This window comes from Streptomyces jumonjinensis, assembly GCF_009600885.1.
Taxonomy (GTDB): Bacteria; Actinomycetota; Actinomycetes; order Streptomycetales; family Streptomycetaceae; genus Streptomyces; species Streptomyces jumonjinensis.
In genome coordinates this window covers 115,130-131,788 of the sequence record NZ_VCLA01000023.1, presented here as the reverse complement: position 1 = coordinate 131,788, position 16,659 = coordinate 115,130, and the positions used below count along the sequence as shown (strand labels likewise).

The 16,659-nt window shown below is 69.1% G+C and carries 21 protein-coding genes; 9 read left to right on the top strand and 12 right to left on the bottom strand.

Going from position 1 to position 16,659, the window contains the following annotated elements:
- Positions 1-276 precede the first annotated feature (276 nt).
- Positions 277-1,392: a hypothetical protein gene (locus FF041_RS03165; RefSeq protein ID WP_153520921.1), complete on the top strand. Its 1,116-nt coding sequence runs from the start codon at positions 277-279 to the stop codon at positions 1,390-1,392.
- Between the two features lie 112 nt (positions 1,393-1,504).
- On the opposite strand, the gene FF041_RS03160 is transcribed toward FF041_RS03165, so the two are convergent.
- The 3 genes from FF041_RS03160 to FF041_RS03150 form a co-directional block, all read right to left on the bottom strand.
- Complete coding sequence (locus tag FF041_RS03160; protein WP_153520920.1) at positions 1,505-1,891, bottom strand: hypothetical protein; 387 nt, start codon at positions 1,889-1,891, stop codon at positions 1,505-1,507.
- A gap of 195 nt (positions 1,892-2,086) precedes the next feature.
- Complete coding sequence (locus tag FF041_RS03155; protein ID WP_456154179.1) at positions 2,087-2,332, bottom strand: DUF7848 domain-containing protein; 246 nt, start codon at positions 2,330-2,332, stop codon at positions 2,087-2,089.
- A complete protein-coding gene (locus tag FF041_RS03150; protein WP_153520918.1) occupies positions 2,329-2,553 on the bottom strand; it encodes a hypothetical protein in 225 nt (74 codons plus the stop codon). The genes FF041_RS03155 and FF041_RS03150 overlap by 4 nt, the downstream gene beginning before the upstream one ends.
- Before the next feature lie 118 nt (positions 2,554-2,671).
- Between FF041_RS03150 and FF041_RS03145 the strand changes: the two genes are divergently transcribed.
- Both FF041_RS03145 and FF041_RS03140 read left to right on the top strand, forming a co-directional pair.
- Positions 2,672-3,415: a helix-turn-helix domain-containing protein gene (locus FF041_RS03145; RefSeq protein WP_153520917.1), complete on the top strand. Its 744-nt coding sequence runs from the start codon at positions 2,672-2,674 to the stop codon at positions 3,413-3,415.
- 2 nt (positions 3,416-3,417) lie between these two features.
- The gene (locus FF041_RS03140; RefSeq protein WP_153520916.1) at positions 3,418-3,888 is read left to right on the top strand and encodes an NUDIX domain-containing protein; all 471 of its coding nucleotides are present in this window, start codon (positions 3,418-3,420) and stop codon (positions 3,886-3,888) included.
- Between the two features lie 26 nt (positions 3,889-3,914).
- On the opposite strand, the gene msrA is transcribed toward FF041_RS03140, so the two are convergent.
- The 3 genes from msrA to FF041_RS03125 all read right to left on the bottom strand — a co-directional run bounded on the left by msrA (position 3,915) and on the right by FF041_RS03125 (position 7,267).
- Positions 3,915-4,628: a peptide-methionine (S)-S-oxide reductase MsrA gene (gene msrA / locus FF041_RS03135; protein ID WP_153520915.1), complete on the bottom strand. Its 714-nt coding sequence runs from the start codon at positions 4,626-4,628 to the stop codon at positions 3,915-3,917.
- Between the two features lie 141 nt (positions 4,629-4,769).
- Positions 4,770-5,771 (bottom strand): hypothetical protein, encoded by a 1,002-nt coding sequence (locus FF041_RS03130; protein ID WP_153480672.1) that lies wholly within the window; start codon positions 5,769-5,771, stop codon positions 4,770-4,772.
- Between the two features lie 389 nt (positions 5,772-6,160).
- Complete coding sequence (locus FF041_RS03125) at positions 6,161-7,267, bottom strand: hypothetical protein (RefSeq protein ID WP_153520914.1); 1,107 nt, start codon at positions 7,265-7,267, stop codon at positions 6,161-6,163.
- 241 nt (positions 7,268-7,508) lie between these two features.
- Here FF041_RS03125 and FF041_RS03120 point away from each other — a divergent pair, with 241 nt between their 5' ends.
- Positions 7,509-8,666 carry a cystathionine gamma-synthase gene (locus tag FF041_RS03120; RefSeq protein ID WP_153520913.1) on the top strand — a complete coding sequence of 386 codons (1,158 nt, stop codon included), beginning with the start codon at positions 7,509-7,511 and terminating at the stop codon, positions 8,664-8,666.
- 126 nt (positions 8,667-8,792) lie between these two features.
- On the opposite strand, the gene FF041_RS03115 is transcribed toward FF041_RS03120, so the two are convergent.
- The 4 genes from FF041_RS03115 to FF041_RS03100 form a co-directional block, all read right to left on the bottom strand.
- Positions 8,793-8,984, bottom strand: coding sequence for a DUF1059 domain-containing protein (locus FF041_RS03115; protein WP_153520912.1), 192 nt, complete (start codon positions 8,982-8,984; stop codon positions 8,793-8,795).
- Between the two features lie 48 nt (positions 8,985-9,032).
- Positions 9,033-9,284 (bottom strand): hypothetical protein, encoded by a 252-nt coding sequence (locus FF041_RS03110; protein ID WP_153520911.1) that lies wholly within the window; start codon positions 9,282-9,284, stop codon positions 9,033-9,035.
- Positions 9,281-9,781 (bottom strand): sigma factor-like helix-turn-helix DNA-binding protein, encoded by a 501-nt coding sequence (locus FF041_RS03105; protein ID WP_323391077.1) that lies wholly within the window; start codon positions 9,779-9,781, stop codon positions 9,281-9,283. Before FF041_RS03105 ends, FF041_RS03110 begins: the two co-directional genes overlap by 4 nt.
- Positions 9,782-9,983: 202 nt before the next feature.
- Positions 9,984-10,490, bottom strand: coding sequence for a MarR family winged helix-turn-helix transcriptional regulator (locus FF041_RS03100; RefSeq protein WP_153480667.1), 507 nt, complete (start codon positions 10,488-10,490; stop codon positions 9,984-9,986).
- Between the two features lie 155 nt (positions 10,491-10,645).
- Between FF041_RS03100 and ilvA the strand changes: the two genes are divergently transcribed.
- The 3 genes from ilvA (at position 10,646) to FF041_RS03085 (ending at position 14,074) form a co-directional block, all read left to right on the top strand.
- Positions 10,646-11,881: a threonine ammonia-lyase gene (ilvA, locus tag FF041_RS03095; protein WP_153520910.1), complete on the top strand. Its 1,236-nt coding sequence runs from the start codon at positions 10,646-10,648 to the stop codon at positions 11,879-11,881.
- A 274-nt stretch (positions 11,882-12,155) separates the two neighbouring features.
- Positions 12,156-13,220: an ATP-binding cassette domain-containing protein gene (locus FF041_RS03090; RefSeq protein WP_153520909.1), complete on the top strand. Its 1,065-nt coding sequence runs from the start codon at positions 12,156-12,158 to the stop codon at positions 13,218-13,220.
- Positions 13,217-14,074: an ABC transporter permease gene (locus FF041_RS03085; protein WP_153480663.1), complete on the top strand. Its 858-nt coding sequence runs from the start codon at positions 13,217-13,219 to the stop codon at positions 14,072-14,074. The genes FF041_RS03090 and FF041_RS03085 overlap by 4 nt, the downstream gene beginning before the upstream one ends.
- A gap of 107 nt (positions 14,075-14,181) precedes the next feature.
- Here FF041_RS03085 and greA read toward each other — a convergent pair whose 3' ends face one another.
- Positions 14,182-14,679 carry a transcription elongation factor GreA gene (gene greA / locus FF041_RS03080; RefSeq protein WP_323371066.1) on the bottom strand — a complete coding sequence of 166 codons (498 nt, stop codon included), beginning with the start codon at positions 14,677-14,679 and terminating at the stop codon, positions 14,182-14,184.
- A gap of 236 nt (positions 14,680-14,915) precedes the next feature.
- Positions 14,916-15,320, bottom strand: coding sequence for a DUF4307 domain-containing protein (locus FF041_RS03075; protein ID WP_153520908.1), 405 nt, complete (start codon positions 15,318-15,320; stop codon positions 14,916-14,918).
- A gap of 177 nt (positions 15,321-15,497) precedes the next feature.
- On the opposite strand from FF041_RS03075, the gene mca reads away from it, so the two are divergent.
- Positions 15,498-16,379, top strand: coding sequence for a mycothiol conjugate amidase Mca (gene mca, locus FF041_RS03070; protein ID WP_153480658.1), 882 nt, complete (start codon positions 15,498-15,500; stop codon positions 16,377-16,379).
- The gene (locus FF041_RS03065; RefSeq protein WP_194291917.1) at positions 16,372-16,608 is read left to right on the top strand and encodes a hypothetical protein; all 237 of its coding nucleotides are present in this window, start codon (positions 16,372-16,374) and stop codon (positions 16,606-16,608) included. Before mca ends, FF041_RS03065 begins: the two co-directional genes overlap by 8 nt.
- The last annotated feature ends 51 nt before the right edge of the window (positions 16,609-16,659 follow it).

Below are 16,659 nucleotides of genomic sequence, written 5' to 3'. Positions count from 1 at the left end.
CAGATCACCCCTTGCCACCAGCCCAGAAGCCCTAACTTCACGGCCTTGGGCTTTAGGCAGCCACCATGGGGCGAGCCTCGAAGATCGGGGCCCACACCGGGCCTTAGCGGGCAGGTCCACAGACCGCCCGAATCGCCAGCAGCTTACGGGCCCCGATCTCTCGCCCCATGGCAGCTCCCGCCCAAAGCCGCTCCACCGATCTTGATGACAGTAGCAGGGGTAATCTTCGTCAAATGAGCTCGACAGTATGTCGCTCTGATGGCATAGTCGCTTTTTGTGACGACGGAAATGCAGACTGCGGTAACTTGGTCCGGAATATTTAACGATGCGAACTATTTTGGCCGCTATTTCCGCGATCTGATTCGACATGAAAGTGAACCCTTGGAATCCGCGTCGGCCTTGTGCATGGCGCCGTATTTCTCGCTGGCTATGCATGAGTCGCTACAAAAGGCGAAGATGGTCGACGCGAACATCTCTGCGGCGTTTGAGCAGGATACGACTACGGTCAGCGCCCGATCCCGACACTCGTTGAAGCTGTTCGAGGACAATAAGCGAGGGATTGAGGGGCAGATTTCATATTTCCGGGACGAGATTTTCGCTGCACATTCTGACGTATTTCTTGATGGCGCGCGACCCTTGGCTCTATTCGCGAGGGGTGATCTTTCCTTGCATGGCTATAGTGGGAGACTCGTAACAACCTCACATGCTGCGATGTTCCATCTCGGATTTGAGCCGAGGGAGCTGCTTACACAGGGGTTCGGATCGCATATTCATGCGGTTTATGAGGAGTATGGATCATATTTCGCTGGTTTGGGGGCCAGTCTCGAAGACCAGGGGGGCGAGACATTTGCCGCAGGGCTGAATGCTTCGGTCCTGGACAAGTCGTACGATGTACGCGCCAGTGACTACTATCGAGGAGTCTTCAACGGGCCTGGCTTTCCGGAACTGAACGCGATTCTCACAACTTTCCGGGCAATGCTCAACTTTGCCGAGATCGTTGTATCGCTCAGCCCTGATCGTCAGAGTATCGACTACACCGCGTTTAAGATTGGATATATTTCCGTTTATCAGGTGTTGCGCAGCGTGCAACTTCTGCTAAATGATCCAGCCTACCCCCTAACTGTGCGATCCGTTGCTCTCGCTGATCGGATTGTGAGTCTTGAATCGGCGCAGGAAATTTTGAATCCTAGGGCCAGGCGTTTTCGTAACATGGTGGTCCACTATAATTTGCCGCATGATATAGATGAATCCAAGGTGGACTTGGATGAGTCTCTTTTTGGTGTAGTGCCGATCTACTTCCCTCTGCATAACTCTGCGAGCCTTATGCAGTTGATGAAAGAGTGTGTAGTTGTCGCTGCCGCGCTTTTTGATGAGTGGGCGGTAGGTGATTGATCCGACAGGTGGGGGATGTCTCTGGTGAGAATCGGGCACCGCGCAACTTGTGCTGCGGAGATCCAGGTTGTGGCAGGGGAGATGTGAGGGCTTGGGGCTGGCTATTCTCTCGTCAATGGCCAGCCTGCCTCGAACCTGCCTCCCCCGTCCCATCCCGTTGCGCCGATTCCCCTCTGAACGCCCGCGCCATAGCGAAGGCCACCTCAGCAGGAAGCGACACCCGCAGCAGCCCCGACCCATCCGGAGCCGCGTCCGCCGTCGCCGTCATCTCCGACGTGTCGATGCCGGCTGCGTCCATCGCGGCAGCCAGATCCGCCGCCGCGTTCCTCGCGCGTCGCCACCCCGCCAGGTAGTCGACCCCTTGCGTCCACACCCAGGCGTCCGGGTCCAGGACTCCGTCGCTGTCGACGCCCGGGTCTATCGGCTCGTGCTGCACAGAACGTCCCCTCAGGAAGCTGAAGTTCAGCACCTGGGCCGTAGCTCCGCTGATCAGCGGCATGGCTGCGGCCCCAGTACCATCGGCACTGGGGTCCGCGAGGGCTCCGGGCCGGATCACCCCGGTAGCTGTCCAGGCGAGGGGTGGTCCGGTCTCAATGTGTGGTGGGTCAGTGGGTGCTTGGGTCGCTGAGCAGGGAGGCGGATACGACCGCCGCCAGCCAGGAGATCAGCACCAAGGCGTGGAGCAGGGTCCGTCTCACCGGCGATCCCCGTCAGCGGGGACCAGGCGCCAGGGGCGAGCGGCCATTTCGAAGTAGCGCAGGTGCGTGGGGTTCGCGTCGGTGTGGGCGAAGGCCCAGTCGCGTACGGCGTCGAAGTCGCCCTGCGCCCCGGACGCCACTTCGCATGTCGTGCAGACCAGTTCGTGGATCATCTCCGGTGCGTCCCTGACGGGATCCGGGCGCATGATCCACCGGGCGGGGTGTAAGCCGAAGCGCCTCACAGGGCACGCACGCTGTTCGCATTCCGTTCGGCCAGCCGCTTCCGGAGCCGGTCGGAGGCATCGGCCGGCTGGACGTTCTCCGGGGAGGCGTCCCACTCCAGGCCGCCCCCGGGCGGGCGCAACTGTACGTAGGGGCCGACGTGACCCATGACCGTACCGATGCGCCTGGTAACGGAGTCCAGCGCCAGAGTGCCCACTTCCAGGGCGGAGTTGTTCGTCATGGGGGGAGGATCACGCGGGTCACCAGGACGGGGATACCTCCCCCAAAACCCATTTGGGGACGTCCTGGCTGCGGTAGAACGTCCCTAGCAACGTCCCCAGCTCCAGGGAGAGACTGCGATGCCGAACGAACGGCTCCGCGCCGCCATGGCAGCCGGTGGGTGGACCTATGCCACTCTCGCGACGAAGGCAGAGGTCGACCCGAAGTCCGTTGAACGGTGGGTCAATCTGGGCCGCACGCCACGTCGAACTACGGCCCTGCTCGCGGCAGAGACCCTAGGAGAAGACGTGCACACCCTGTGGCCCGCACTGCGTCAGGCCCGTGCCGCCCGCGCTGTCAGCCCGGAACTGGTCGCCCTCTACGAGAAGCGGGCGGACGTCCCGGTGTCGGTCATCACCGACATGTTCGCTCAGTCCCGCGAGCACATCGACGTACTGGTCTACGCCGCGATCTTCCTGCACGAGGCGTATCCGCGACTCAATGATCTGCTGCGGGAGCGCGCCGCCGACGGCTGCACCGTACGGATCGCTCTCGGGGACGCGGACAGCCAGAACGTCCGGCAGCGGGGCGAGGAAGAGAAGTTCGGGCACGGCATCGAGTCCCGGTGCCGACTGGCCCTGATGCACTACCGGCCGCTGATCGGGGTACCGGGCATCGAGGCCCGGACCCATGGGACGACGCTCTACAACTCCCTCTTCCGGGCAGATGATCAACTGTTGGTCAACGCCCATGTCTGGGGAGTGAACGCCTACGGAGCCCCCGTCTGGCACCTCAGGCGCAACGGTGCCGGAGGGATCTTCGACACCTACGCGCAGAGCTTTGACGCCGTATGGGCGACGGCGTCCCCGATCCGCGAGGAGTGACCATGGCCCGTACCGAGTTCTACGACGATCCCGAGGCCCCCGAGCCGAACAGTCTCGTTGTCGCCGCGTCGGCCGTCGTGACCGACGAACAGGGGCGCATCCTGCTCCAGCGGCGCCGCGACAACGATCTCTGGGCCCTGCCCGGAGGCGGCATGGATATGACCGATTCCCTCCCCGGCACGGCGGTGCGCGAGGTCCGGGAGGAAACGGGCCTGGACGTCGAGATCACGGGGCTGGTCGGGACGTACACCGACCCCCGTCATGTGATCGCCTACTCGGACGGCGAGGTGCGGCGGCAGTTCAACATCTGCTTCACGGCCCGCGTCACCGGCGGCGAACTCGCCATCTCGGACGAGTCCACCGAGCTGCGGTTCGTCGCCCCGGACGATCTCGCCGGCCTGCCCATGCACCACACCCAGCGGCTCCGCATCGGGCACTTCCTCGAACGCCGCGACCGGCCCTATCTGGGATGACAGGGCCGGATGACGAAGGCTGAGGACTACTTCTCCTCGGGGTCCGGGGACGCCGTCAGGCCCGTCGGGCAGGACGCGCCCCAGTTCGTCTCGAACGGGTCACCCAGCTTGACGCCCGTGCCGCCGATGCCGCAGTAGCCCGCCGGATTCTTGTAGAGGTACTGCTGGTGATATGCCTCGGCCGGATAGAAGGGGCGGCCCTCCGCCGGGAGGATCTCCGTGGTGATCTGGCTGTGGCCGGAGCCGGTCAGGACCTTCTGGTAGGTGTCGCGGGACGCCTTCGCCGCGGCTTCCTGGCCGGGGGAGTGGGTGTAGATCGCGGAGCGGTACTGGGTGCCCACGTCATTGCCCTGGCGGAAGCCCTGGGTGGGGTTGTGGGACTCCCAGAAGATCTTCAGCAGCTGCTCGTACGACACCACCGACGGGTCGTACACCACCCGGACCGCCTCGGTGTGGCCCGTCATGCCCGAGCACGCCTCGTCATACGTCGGGTTCGGGGTGTAGCCGCCCTGATAGCCGACCAGAGTCGTCCAGACACCGGGGGTCTGCCAGAACTTCCGCTCAGCGCCCCAGAAACAGCCCAGGCCGAAATCCGCCGTCTCCAGGCCCTCGGGGTAGGGGCCCAGCAGCGTATTGCCCAGGACCGTATGGCGGTCGGGGACGGTGAAGGACGGTTCGGCGCGGCCTCTCAGCGCCTGCTCGGGGGTGGGGAGCTGGGGAGTGCGATGGGACAGGAACATACGGGGCTCCTCGGGGATTGCCGACCGTAGACAGAACGCGCACGGCCGTCCCCGAATTCCCCCGGTCCGGGCCGCGGGCAGCGGGGAAAGCGGCTGGTCGGCGGCTGGCCGCGGGCCGTGCCGGCGGGGCAAACCCGCCGGTCAGCGGCGGGTCATATTGACCGCCAGATCGCGGAAGGCGCAGTAGGTCTCCGCCGGATCCGCCGCCTCGCTCCACGGGAACGCGCCCACATACCCGTCCACCAGCCGGAACTGCTCCAGCGCCAGTGCGCCCCTGCCCTGCCGTACACAGAAGTACGCCAGCACATGGCGAATCTCCGCCAGATACGGATGATCGGCGTCCGCCGCGGTCACGTCCTCGTGGAGGCGGTCGACCGCCTCCATCACCTCCCGCGCCCCGTACGCCTTGCCGTCCCCCGGCCCCTCCCGGTGCGTCAGCCACGCGGTGAGCCAGAGCGAGCTGATCAGCCGGCCGGGCGGGGCCGAGGCCGCCGCGTCCTCCGCGAAGCCGAGAGCCAGCTTCCGGGAGCCGGAGCACTGGCCGCTCCAGTACGCGAGAGCCGCCCGGTGCGCCGGCAGATGGTGCGGATCGCGGTCCACCGTCCGGGACCACACCCGGCGCATCTCCTCGGGCGGGCGTCCCATGCCGATTCCGCGCCAGATGTCCGCCACATACGGCGTCGGATCGCGCTCGCCCAGCTCCTTCGCCCGCGCTATCTCCTGGCCCGCCCGGCTGAGCAGGCGGAAGAAACCCTCGCTCCGCTCCCGCTCGGTCCGCGCGGGCCGCTCACCGTCCCGGATCTGCCAGGCCAGATCGATCATCGCCTTCGCCTGCACCGCCGGCGCCCCGGGATCATCCGGCCGGTCCGAGCGCCAGTGCCGGAGCCACACATCGTCCCGCCGGGCCGCGCCCGCGAGCCCTTCGATCACCGCCGTACGCCGGTCCCACCGGGCGCCGGTGGCGACCAGGTACTCCGCGCCCGGCCGCCAGTCCCCCGAGTGCGCCGCCGTCACGACCCGCTCAAGCCCGGGGTCGGGCATCGCCCGCGCGGTGTTCTGGCACTCCCGGGGCAGCAGCCCCAGCTCGGCGAGCCGCTCCGCGCCCACCGGCCGGTCCAGTCTGCGCCCCAGCCGCAGCCCCATGCCGAAACGGGCCCGGGAGCGGAGGCCAGGACCGCCGGATCTGGCCCCGTGGCCATGGGCATGACGCCCAGACGCAGACGGCACGGATGACGCAGACGGTACGGGCGGTACGGACGACGGGGGTTTTGAACGGCGCGAGAACAGAGACATGGACCCGGACCTCTCTCAGTGGCCGCGGAAGGCGCCCGTCGGCCGGGGCCCCGGCCGCCCAGCGGGACACGACCGCGCGATGAGCGAGGGCGTGACACCCGCACGACAGGGCGGACCGGCACGTAGGGGAGTCGGAGTATCACCTTGTGTCGGCTCCGGCCGCAACCACGCATGCGTGATACCGCTATGCGCCCGGCCACCCGCCCGCGCGGCTCAGGCCGGGCCGTCCCGCGGCCCCGTCAGCGCGGCAGCGTCGCCGGGCTCCCGCCGTTCGCCTCGTATCCCGCCACCGCGAGATTGCGGTACACCGTGTACTCCGCCGCGGGGTCCTCGCTGAACGTCCAGGGCAACGCCCCCACATGGCCGTCCACCTGGACCAGCTGGTTCATCGCCTCGGCCCACCGCTCCGACCTCACGAGGAAGAACACCAGCAGATGCCGCACATGCGCGAGCATCGGATCGCCCGGGCGGGCCGAGTGGGCCGCGAAGAGCGCGCCGTCCATCGCCTTGGACACCACCGCGGTCCGGAAGAAGTTCTGCACCATGACCAGGTCGGGGAGGTGCTCGTACACCGCGAACAGCGGCAGCGCCGCCAGCAGCGAGCCCTGCGGGGCGCGCGCCGCGGCCGTCGTCGCGAAGTGGTCCGCCTCCTCGCGGCTGCCGTGCCACTTCTCGCACCAGTAGTGCAGCGCCGCCAGATGCGCGCCCATGTGCTGCGGCGCGCGGTCGATCACCTTGGCCCACACCTGGTCGAACTGCTCATGCGGATACCCGAGGCCACGGGCGATGGCCAGCTCCACGATGTACGGAACGGGGTCGCCGGGCGAGAGCAGCGCCGCCTCCGCGCAGACCGTACGGGCCTCCTCCAGGATGATCCGGAAGTCGTCGGCGCCCACGGTGGAGGACCGCCACGCCTGCTGCACCAGAAACTCCGCGTGCACCTGAGCGGCGCCCGCGTCCTTCGGGGACTCCGAACGCCAGGTGCGCAGCCAGGCGCCGCCCGCCCCGGGCCGCTGCTGCAACTCCAGCGAGGCCGCGCCCGCGAACGCCTGCACCCGCTGCCAGCGGACCTCGCCGTCCTTCGGCGTCCCGGCCAGCAGCTGGGAGGCCGCCCGCCAGTCCTGGGTCCGCTGGACCACGTCGAGCACATCGAGCAGATCCTGGTCCGGCCCGGGGAGCCGGATGTCCTGCTCCTCCTGGCGTACGAACCCGTACGTCTCCGGGTCGGCGGCGTCGGGCGTGCCGGGGGCGACCTGGCGGATGCCGCCGCCCCTGCGGCGCAGCACGTAGGGAACGATGACCGCGGTCAGCATGCCCATCGCGATCAGGAACCAGAGAATGTCCATGCCGCCATTCTCCAGGACACCGCCGGGACCGGGCCACGCCCTGGTGTGCGCCCGCCACCGCCGCCCCGGGCCCGGCGCCGGAGAACCCCCGCGCCGGGCCGGTTCTCAGGAGCGATGACCGCGTCCGAGGGCCGGTTCTCAGGAGCGACGACCGTGTCCGAGCGCCGGCGCCCAGGCGCGACGACCGTGCCCGGTGCTTCGGCTCTCCGGCGCGAAGACCGCGCCCGTATACGCTCGTCCCATGAGCCATCAGCACAGCTCCCAGCACCGTGAGACCCTCGCCATCCACGCGGGCAACACAGCCGACCCGCTGACGGGCGCGGTCGTTCCGCCGATCTACCAGGTCTCCACCTATAAGCAGGACGGCGTGGGCGGACTCCGCGGCGGATACGAGTACAGCCGCAGCGCCAACCCCACGCGTACCGCGCTGGAGGAGAACCTCGCGGCACTGGAGGGCGGCCGGCGCGGACTCGCCTTCGCCTCCGGGCTCGCCGCCGAGGACTGCCTGCTCCGTGCGCTGCTCGCACCCGGAGACCATGTGGTGATCCCGAACGACGCGTACGGCGGCACCTTCCGCCTCTTCGCGAAGGTCGTCGCGCGCTGGGGCGTCGAGTGGTCCGTCGCCGACACCTCCGACCCGGCCGCGGTGCGCGCGGCCCTCACCCCCCGGACCCGGCTGATCTGGGTCGAGACCCCGTCCAACCCGCTGCTCGGCATCACCGACATCGCCGCCATCGCGGAGATCGCGCGCGCCGGGGGCGCCCGGCTGGTCGTGGACAACACCTTCGCCACCCCCTATCTCCAGCAGCCGATCGCGCTGGGCGCGGACGTCGTCGTGCACTCCCTGACCAAGTACATGGGCGGGCACTCGGACGTCGTCGGCGGCGCGCTGATCGCGGCGGACGCGGAGACCGGCGAGGAGCTGGCGTACCACCAGAACGCGATGGGGGCCGTCGCGGGCCCCTTCGACTCCTGGCTGGTGCTGCGCGGCATCAAGACCCTGCCGGTCCGGATGGACCGGCACAGCGAGAACGCCGGCCGGGTCGCCGAGATGCTCTCCCGCCACCCGAGGGTGACCCGGGTGCTCTACCCCGGGCTGCCGGACCACCCCGGCCATGAGATCGCCGCGAAGCAGATGAAGTCCTTCGGCGGGATGGTCTCCTTCCTGGTCGAGGGCGGCGAAGAAGCGGCGGTCGCGGTCTGCGACCGCGCGAAGCTGTTCACGCTCGGTGAGTCCCTGGGCGGCGTCGAGTCCCTGATCGAGCATCCGGGCCGGATGACGCACGCCTCGGTCGTGGGCTCCGCGCTGGAGGTGCCCGCCGCGCTGGTACGTCTCTCGGTGGGCATCGAGGCCATCGAGGACCTGCTCGCGGATCTCCAGCAGGCGCTGGCGGTCTGACCGGGCCCCGGGAGGGCCCGTCCGACCGGGCCCCCGGAGGGCGGCCGGTGTCCCTGGGGCACCGGCTCGCCCGGCTCCCCGTGTCCATGGGCCGCCGGCGCTCGCCCGTCTCCCCGTGGACGGCCGTCAGGCGGAGACCTTCTCGTCCTCCAGCATCGTACGGATCTGCGCCCGCAGCTCGGGGGAGTCGGCGTGCTGATGCACGGAGACCGCGTGCTCGGAGGCGGCCTTCACGACTTCTTCTTCCTCACCGGAGATCGTGAGGGTGCACTTCGTCTCGCTCGGGAATTTGCGGCAGTCGGCGACTTTTCTGGTCATGACGACCTCCTTGGTCAGCTCGGGTACCGCTTTTCCAGGGTAGTCCGGTCACCACACCTTGAGCGCGGGCGTCGTGTGCACCGTCGTCCGCGCTCCCCACGGCTCGACGGCCGCCGCCCACACCGTGAAAGCGATCACCGCGAGCATCAGCAGCGCCCAGGCCGCCCGGCGCACCGTACGCCGCCGGCGCAACCGCTCACCGTGGGTCACCGCACGCTCCACGAGCCCGGTGGGCACCGGTGCGGGACGGTCCGCCAGCATCCGGCGGACCTGTTCCTCCCGGCGGCTGAGACGGCTCATCCCGACGCCTCCGCGGTCCGTTTCGTGGGGGCCGGCCGGCGCTCCCGGCCGGCCGCGCCGGGCGGCGGTGCGCACAGCGCCGCCACCGCGCGGTGGAGATGCGTCCGCACCCGCTCTGCCGGGAGACCGGTCATCGCCGCCGTCTGCTCCTCGGCGACCCCTTCGTACAGCCGCAGCACCACGATCGTCCGCTCCCGTGGGGTGAGTCGGTCCAGTACGCCGCCCCGCGTCCGCCGGCGCCGCCATGCGCCGTGCTCGAAACGGAAGGCGAGTTCGTCGCGGGCGCGGCTGTAGGGGTCCTCGCCGCGCAGCCGGTCCCATCCCGCGTAGGTGTGGGCGAGCGCGTGGGCCAGCAGCCGCTGGGCATACGGATTGTTCTGCGGCGTCTCCGCCGTCAGCAGCGTCGCGGTATGCAGCAGCCGGCCCGCCGCGCCCGCGACGAACGCTTCGAACTCGCGGGCACGGCGGCACCGGGACCCCGTCCGCCGCTTGCTCACGTCCTCATATAGAGGCAGCGGCACGGCCTCGGTCAAGAGGGCGGTTCCCGGACGCCGTGCCCGGCTCCACTACCCAGGTGGTCGGCGAACCCGGGTCGTACAGCGGATCGGCGGGGCGGTACAGCGGATCGGCGGGGCGGTCACCTCGGGGCCTGCGCTCCGGGCTCCGGCGGCCGGGCCAGGGGAGCGCGGGCGGGCCGGGTTATGAGGCCCCGGCCTGACCCAGTGGCGCCGGACCGGCCTGGCGGGCCGAGAGCGCGGTGTTGAAACGGGTCAGCAGGGAGCAGAACGACTCCCGTTCGTGCTCTGTCCAGCCATCCGTCACCTGCGCCATCAGTTCGCGCCGTGACGAGCGGACCTCCTCCAGTCGGGCCTGTCCGCGCGGGGACAGCTGGAGCACGACCGCGCGGCCGTCCTCCGGGTGCGAGGTGCGTTTGACGAGGCCGGTGTCGACGAGCGGCGCGACCTGGCGGGTCACGGTCGATGAGTCGATGCCCATCCCCGCCGCGAGCGCCTTGACGCCCATCGGGCCCTCCCGGTCGAGCCGGTTGAGCAGCAGATAGGCGGCGCGGTCCATGGAATTGCGGACCTGGCCGACCCCGCCGAGCCGGGTCTGCTCCGCGCGGCGGGCGAACAGGGCGACCTGGTGCTGGAGAACATCGAGGAGGCCAGGATCGAGCTGAGTCGTCATGTCCTGAGAAGTGGGCATGGCCAGGGGGCTCTCTCGTGCGGTGGTCGATTGGTGGGGGACAGAGTACGCGGCTGTGACGCGGTCCGGACGGGCTTGGGGAAACCCATAGGAAGCGGTTCACCGAGAGGGGATCCGGAGGGCTGTCTACCGTATGAGCTGCGAGACTTGAGGCCATGAGCTTCCGCCTGTCTGACACCTTTCGCCCGGTCATCCTCGACGACGTCCGGGGGGCGCGGAAGATGCTCGCCGGGGTCGCGCGCACCACCGCGATGGAGGGCAGCAGGCATCTGTCACAGCTGGTGGGCGCACCCGTCCATCTCAAGTGCGAGAACCTTCAGCGGACCGGCTCGTTCAAGCTGCGCGGCGCGTATGTACGGATCTCCGGGCTGCGCCCCGAGGAGCGCGCGGCGGGCGTCGTCGCCGCCTCGGCCGGAAATCACGCGCAGGGGGTGGCGCTGGCGTCCTCCCTGCTCGGAGTGCGTTCCACCGTCTTCATGCCGATGGGCGCACCGCTGCCGAAGGTCGCCGCGACCCGGGAGTACGGCGCGGACGTACGGCTGCGGGGCCAGGTGATCGAGGAGACCCTGGACGCGGCGCAGGAGTACGCGAGCCGTACGGGCGCGGTCTTCATCCACCCCTTCGACCACCGGGACATCATCGCCGGGCAGGGCACGGTGGGTCTGGAGATCCTGGAGCAGTGCCCGGAGGTGCGCACGATCGTCGTCGGCATCGGCGGCGGGGGGCTCGCGGCGGGGATCGGGGTCGCGGTCAGGGCGCTGCGCCCCGATGTCCGGCTGATCGGGGTGCAGGCGGAGGGGGCCGCGGCGTATCCGCCGTCGCTGGCGGCCGGGCGTCCGGTGTCGGTCGACGGGCTGGCGACGATGGCGGACGGGATCAAGGTGGGCCGCCCCGGGGATCTGCCGTTCGCGATCATCGCCGATCTCTTCGACGATGTCCGTACGGTGTCGGAGGACGCGCTCTCCAGCGCGCTGCTGCTCTGTCTGGAGCGGGCGAAGCTGGTGGTGGAGCCGGCCGGGGCGGCGCCGGTGGCGGCGCTGCTGAGCGAGCCGCACGGTATCGCGGGGCCGGTGGTGGCGGTGCTGTCGGGCGGCAATGTGGATCCGCTGCTGATGCAGCGCATCCTGCGGCACGGAATGGCCGCGGCGGGCCGCTATCTGTCGCTGCGGCTGCGGCTGACCGACCGTCCCGGGGTGCTGGCGGCCCTGCTGGGGTCGCTCTCGGTGCTCGACGCCAATGTGCTCGATGTGAGCCATGTGCGGACCGATCCACGGCTCGGGCTCTCGGAGGTGGAGGTCGAGCTCCAGCTGGAGACCAAGGGGCCGGAGCACTGCGCGGAGGTGGCGTCCTCGCTGCGTGCGGCGGGGTACACGGTCACCGTCGTCGGCTGAGGCGGAGGCGGAGGCTGATCGGCCGGGTGGATCGGCAGGATGGATCGGCCGGATGGCCGGATGGCCGGATGAATCGGGCGGGCCAAGTCGCGATATAAATCTTGCCCTGTCGCGATGTATCTCGTTATCGTGTGGCCCCTGTCTCGCCCCGGAGCTCCCGGCCCGGCCGCGTCCTGAAGACCAGCGGCCCACGGCGGTGATCCGGGCCATCCGCGGCGTCCGACGGCCCGTCCACGGCCCGTTGGACGCATCCGCCCCACCCTGGGAGACCTCTATGCCAGGCGCCATCTACGCCGAGGGTCTGATCAAGACCTTCGGCGAGGTCAAGGCACTGGACGGCGTCGATCTCGACGTCCCCGAAGGCACGGTCCTCGGACTTCTCGGCCCGAACGGCGCCGGGAAGACCACCACCGTACGCGTGCTGACCACCCTCCTCCGGCCGGACAGCGGAAAAGCCGTCGTCGCCGGGATCGATGTGCTGACGCACCCCAACGAGGTCCGCCGCTCGATCGGTCTGTCCGGTCAGTTCGCCGCGGTGGACGAGTATCTGACCGGCCGGGAGAACCTCCAGATGGTCGGCCAGCTCTATCAGTTGACCGCGCGCGACGCCAAGGCGCGGGCGGCCCGGCTGCTGGAGCGGTTCAATCTCGCGGACGCCGCCGACCGCCCCGCGAAGACCTACTCCGGCGGTATGCGCCGGCGGCTCGACCTGGCGGCGGCCCTGGTGGTCTCGCCGCCCGTGATGTTCATGGACGAGCCGACCACCGGTCTCGACCCGCGCAACCGCCAGCAGCTGTGGGAGGTCATCCAGGAGCTGGTCAGAGGCGGTACGACACTGCTGCTGACCACCCAGTACCTGGAGGAGGCCGACCGTCTCGCCGACACCATCTGCGTGGTCGACCACGGGAAGGTCATCGCCCGGGGCACCGCCGACCAGCTCAAGGACCACACCGGCGGGGAGCGGGTCGAGGTCGTGGTGCACCAGCCCGACCAGATCGCGCCCGCCCGCGAGGTGCTGGCCGGTCTCGGCAAGGGCGAGGTCTCCGTCGACCGGCACACCCGGAAGCTCACCGTCCCGGTCGCCGGGGGCGCGAAGCTCCTCGCCGAGGTGATCCGCGAACTGGACTCCCGGGATGTGGAGATCGACGACATCGGACTGCGCCGCCCCACCCTGGACGACGTCTTCATCTCGCTCACCGGACACGCGGCCGACCAGCCGGCTCAGGAGACCGCCGAGACGGCCGAGACCGCCGATACCGCCGAGACCGCCGAGATCGCCCCCGCCCGTCAGGAAGAGGGGCGGGCCGGCCGCGCCTCCCGTAAGGAAGGCGTCAAATGACCGCACCGGCCGAGCTCTTCAAGGCCGCGGCCCCCCGGCCACGCGGCGGGATCGTCCAGTCGGTCGCCGACTCGCTCGTCATGGCCCGGCGCAATCTCATCAGGATGACCCGTATTCCCGAAATGATCATTTTCGGCCTGATTCAGCCGATCATGTTCGTGGTGCTCTTCACCTATGTCTTCGGCGGATCGATCCAGGTCGGCGGCTCCACCTCGGCGCAGGCATACCGGGAGTTCCTGATGGCCGGGATCTTCGCCCAGACCGTCACCTTCGCCACCGCGGGGGCCGGCGCGGGCATCGCCGACGATATGCACCGGGGGCTCATCGACCGCTTCCGGTCGCTGCCCATGTCCCGGGGCGCGGTCCTCACCGGACGTACGCTCGCCGATCTCGTCCAGACCGCGCTCACCCTGGTCGTGCTCGCCGCGGTGGCGCTCCTGGTCGGCTGGCGGACGCATGAGCACCTCGGCAAGGTGCTGCTCGGGTTCGTCCTCCTGCTGCTGCTCGGATACGCCTTCTCCTGGATCGGCGCCCTGATCGGACTGTCGGTGCGCACCCCCGAGGCGGCCACGTCCGGCGGGCTGATCTGGCTGTTCCCGCTGACGTTCATCTCGAACGCCTTCGTGGACGCCAACCAGATGCCGACCGTCCTGCGGCACATCGCCGAGTGGAACCCCTTCAGCGCCACCGTCCAGGCCTGCCGCGAGCTCTTCGGCAACCTCCCGCCCGGCTTCCAGGCCTCGGACGCCTGGCCCATGCAGAACCCGGTCCTGGCCTCGGTCCTCTGGTCGGTGCTGATCCTGGTGATCTTCCGGACGCTGGCGGTCCGCAAATACCGCTCGGCGAGCGGCTGAGACGGGGCCGTCCGCTCTCGGCGGAGTACGACATGCCCTGACCGGGCGGGCGGGAACGGAAGAGGGCCCCGGGGAGAACCTCCCCGGGGCCCGTCGTATCGGTGCGCTCAGCCGGTGTAGGGCTTCGCGGCGAGGATCTTCACCGAGGCCGACCTGCCGTTCGGCAGCTCGTACTCGGCGGTGTCGCCGACCTTCTTGCCGTTCACTCCGGTGCCGAGCGGGGACTGCGGGGAGTAGGTCTCGATGTCCGAGCTGGCGTACTCACGGGATGCCATCAGGAACGTCAGCGTGTCGTCCTCGTCGCCGTCGAAGGCGATCGTGACGACCATGCCGGGCTCCACGATGCCGTCGTCCGCCGGGGCCTCGCCCACCTTCGCGGTGTCCAGGAGCTGGGTCAGCTGGCGCACACGGAGCTCCTGCTTGCCCTGCTCCTCCTTGGCCGCGTGGTACCCGCCGTTCTCCCGCAGGTCCCCCTCCTCGCGCGCCGCCTCGATCTTCTTGGCGATCTCGGTGCGCGCGGGACCAGACAGGTACTCCAGCTCGGCCTTGAGCTGGTTGTACGCCTCCTGGGTGAGCCAGGTGACGTTTTCGCTGGTCTGGGTCACAGGTGCTCCTCGTAGGTACTGGGAATACAAAGCATCGCCCTACCCAGAAGCATGGAGCCTTCATGGATGGGCGAAACCACGAGCCTAACAATTTTGCCGCGGTAGGGGGAGGACAAAAACCATCAGAATTACATCAGTGCAGGTCAGGGCCGGTGCTGAAGGCAGCGCTCCGGCGGTTGTCACCGAGCGGGCACGCCACTGGTCCAGAAGCCTTCACGCCCCTGCGGGCGCGGGCGCTATTCCCCGGCGCACTGCACCAGCTCGGCGCTGGTGGCCCGCGCGGTCGTCCGGACCGTGACCACCTGGTCGATCCGGGTCTCGTCCGCCCGGTCCACGGCCACATCGAGACGGCCCACCTCCGCGCCGTCCTCGGAGCGCGAGCGCACGGTGCAGGAGCCGGTGACCCCGGCGTCCTTGCGGATCTCCAGATGGACCTGGACCTCACGGTCCGAGGAGACCGAGAACTTGATCAGCTCGGCGCTGATCTTCTGCTCGGTGATGTAGTCGTAGCCGAACCAGCCGACCATCGCCAGGAACCCGGTCCCCAGCACGGCACCCAGGATCTTGAGCCGACGGTCGGCACGCTGGTCCGCGGAGCGGCCGTAACGGCCCTCGGGAAGCTGCTCGCGCACGGCGCTCATGACCAAGTCCTCTCAAGGGGATCCCCCTGGCAGGAGGACGCCGGAATTTTCCGTCCCCCGATTCGGTCACTATAGAAGCCGTCCATCCGCCATCCGACCGCCGCCCCACGGTGACGCACCACGGGGCGGGGCACCGACCACCATGCGACCGTGCGACGAATCTTTGAGGATCGAGTCTTGACTGAGCAGCTGCGACTGATGGCCGTTCACGCCCACCCCGACGACGAGTCGAGCAAGGGCGCTGCCACGATGGCCAAGTATGTGTCCGAGGGGGTGGACGTGCTGGTCGTGACCTGCACGGGCGGCGAGCGCGGCTCTGTCCTCAATCCCAAGCTCCAGGGTGACGCGTATATCGAGGAGAACATCCACGAGGTGCGCAGAAAGGAGATGGACGAGGCCCGGGAGATCCTGGGCGTCGACCAGGAGTGGCTCGGCTTCGTCGACTCCGGGCTGCCCGAGGGCGACCCGCTGCCGCCGCTGCCCGAGGGCTGCTTCGCCCTGGAGGACGTGGAGAGCGCCGCGGGCCGGCTGGTCCGCTCCATCCGCTCCTTCCGCCCGCAGGTGATCACCACCTATGACGAGAACGGCGGCTATCCGCACCCCGACCACATCATGACCCACAAGATCACGATGGTGGCCTTCGACGGTGCGGCGGACGCCGAGCGCTTCCCCGAGTCCGAGTTCGGGCCGGTCTGGCAGCCGCGGAAGCTCTACTACAACCAGGGCTTCAACCGGCCGCGTACGGTCGCGCTGCACGAGGCGCTGCTGGCGCGCGGCCTGGAGTCCCCGTACGGGGAGTGGCTGGAGCGCTGGAAGGAGTTCCAGCGCGACGAGCGCACGCTGACCACGTATGTCCCCTGCGCCGACTTCTACGAGATCCGGGACAAGGCGCTGATCGCGCACGCGACCCAGATCGATCCGGACGGCGGCTGGTTCCGGGTGCCGATGGAGCTCCAGAAGGAGGTCTGGCCCACGGAGGAGTACGAGCTGGCGAAGTCTCTGGTCGATACCTCCCTCCCCGAGGACGACCTCTTCGCGGGCATCCGCGAGAATGCCTGATATGAGCGCAAGCGCAAACCTCGCAATGATGCACACGGCCACCCTGGCCAAGGAGCTCGACGAGAACAAGGTCACCCCCGGCGTTCTCGGCTTCCTGGTCTTCGCCGCGCTGGCCGTGGGCGTATGGGTGCTGATGAAGTCGCTGAACCGGCACATGGGCCGGGTCAACTTCGAGGAGGCGCCGGCCGAGCGGCCGGACGCCGCCGTACCGGGGACGAAGAAGGTCTGAGCACGGGGTTCCGCCACGGCTCAGCGGGCCCCCGCCCGGGGGCCCGCTGAG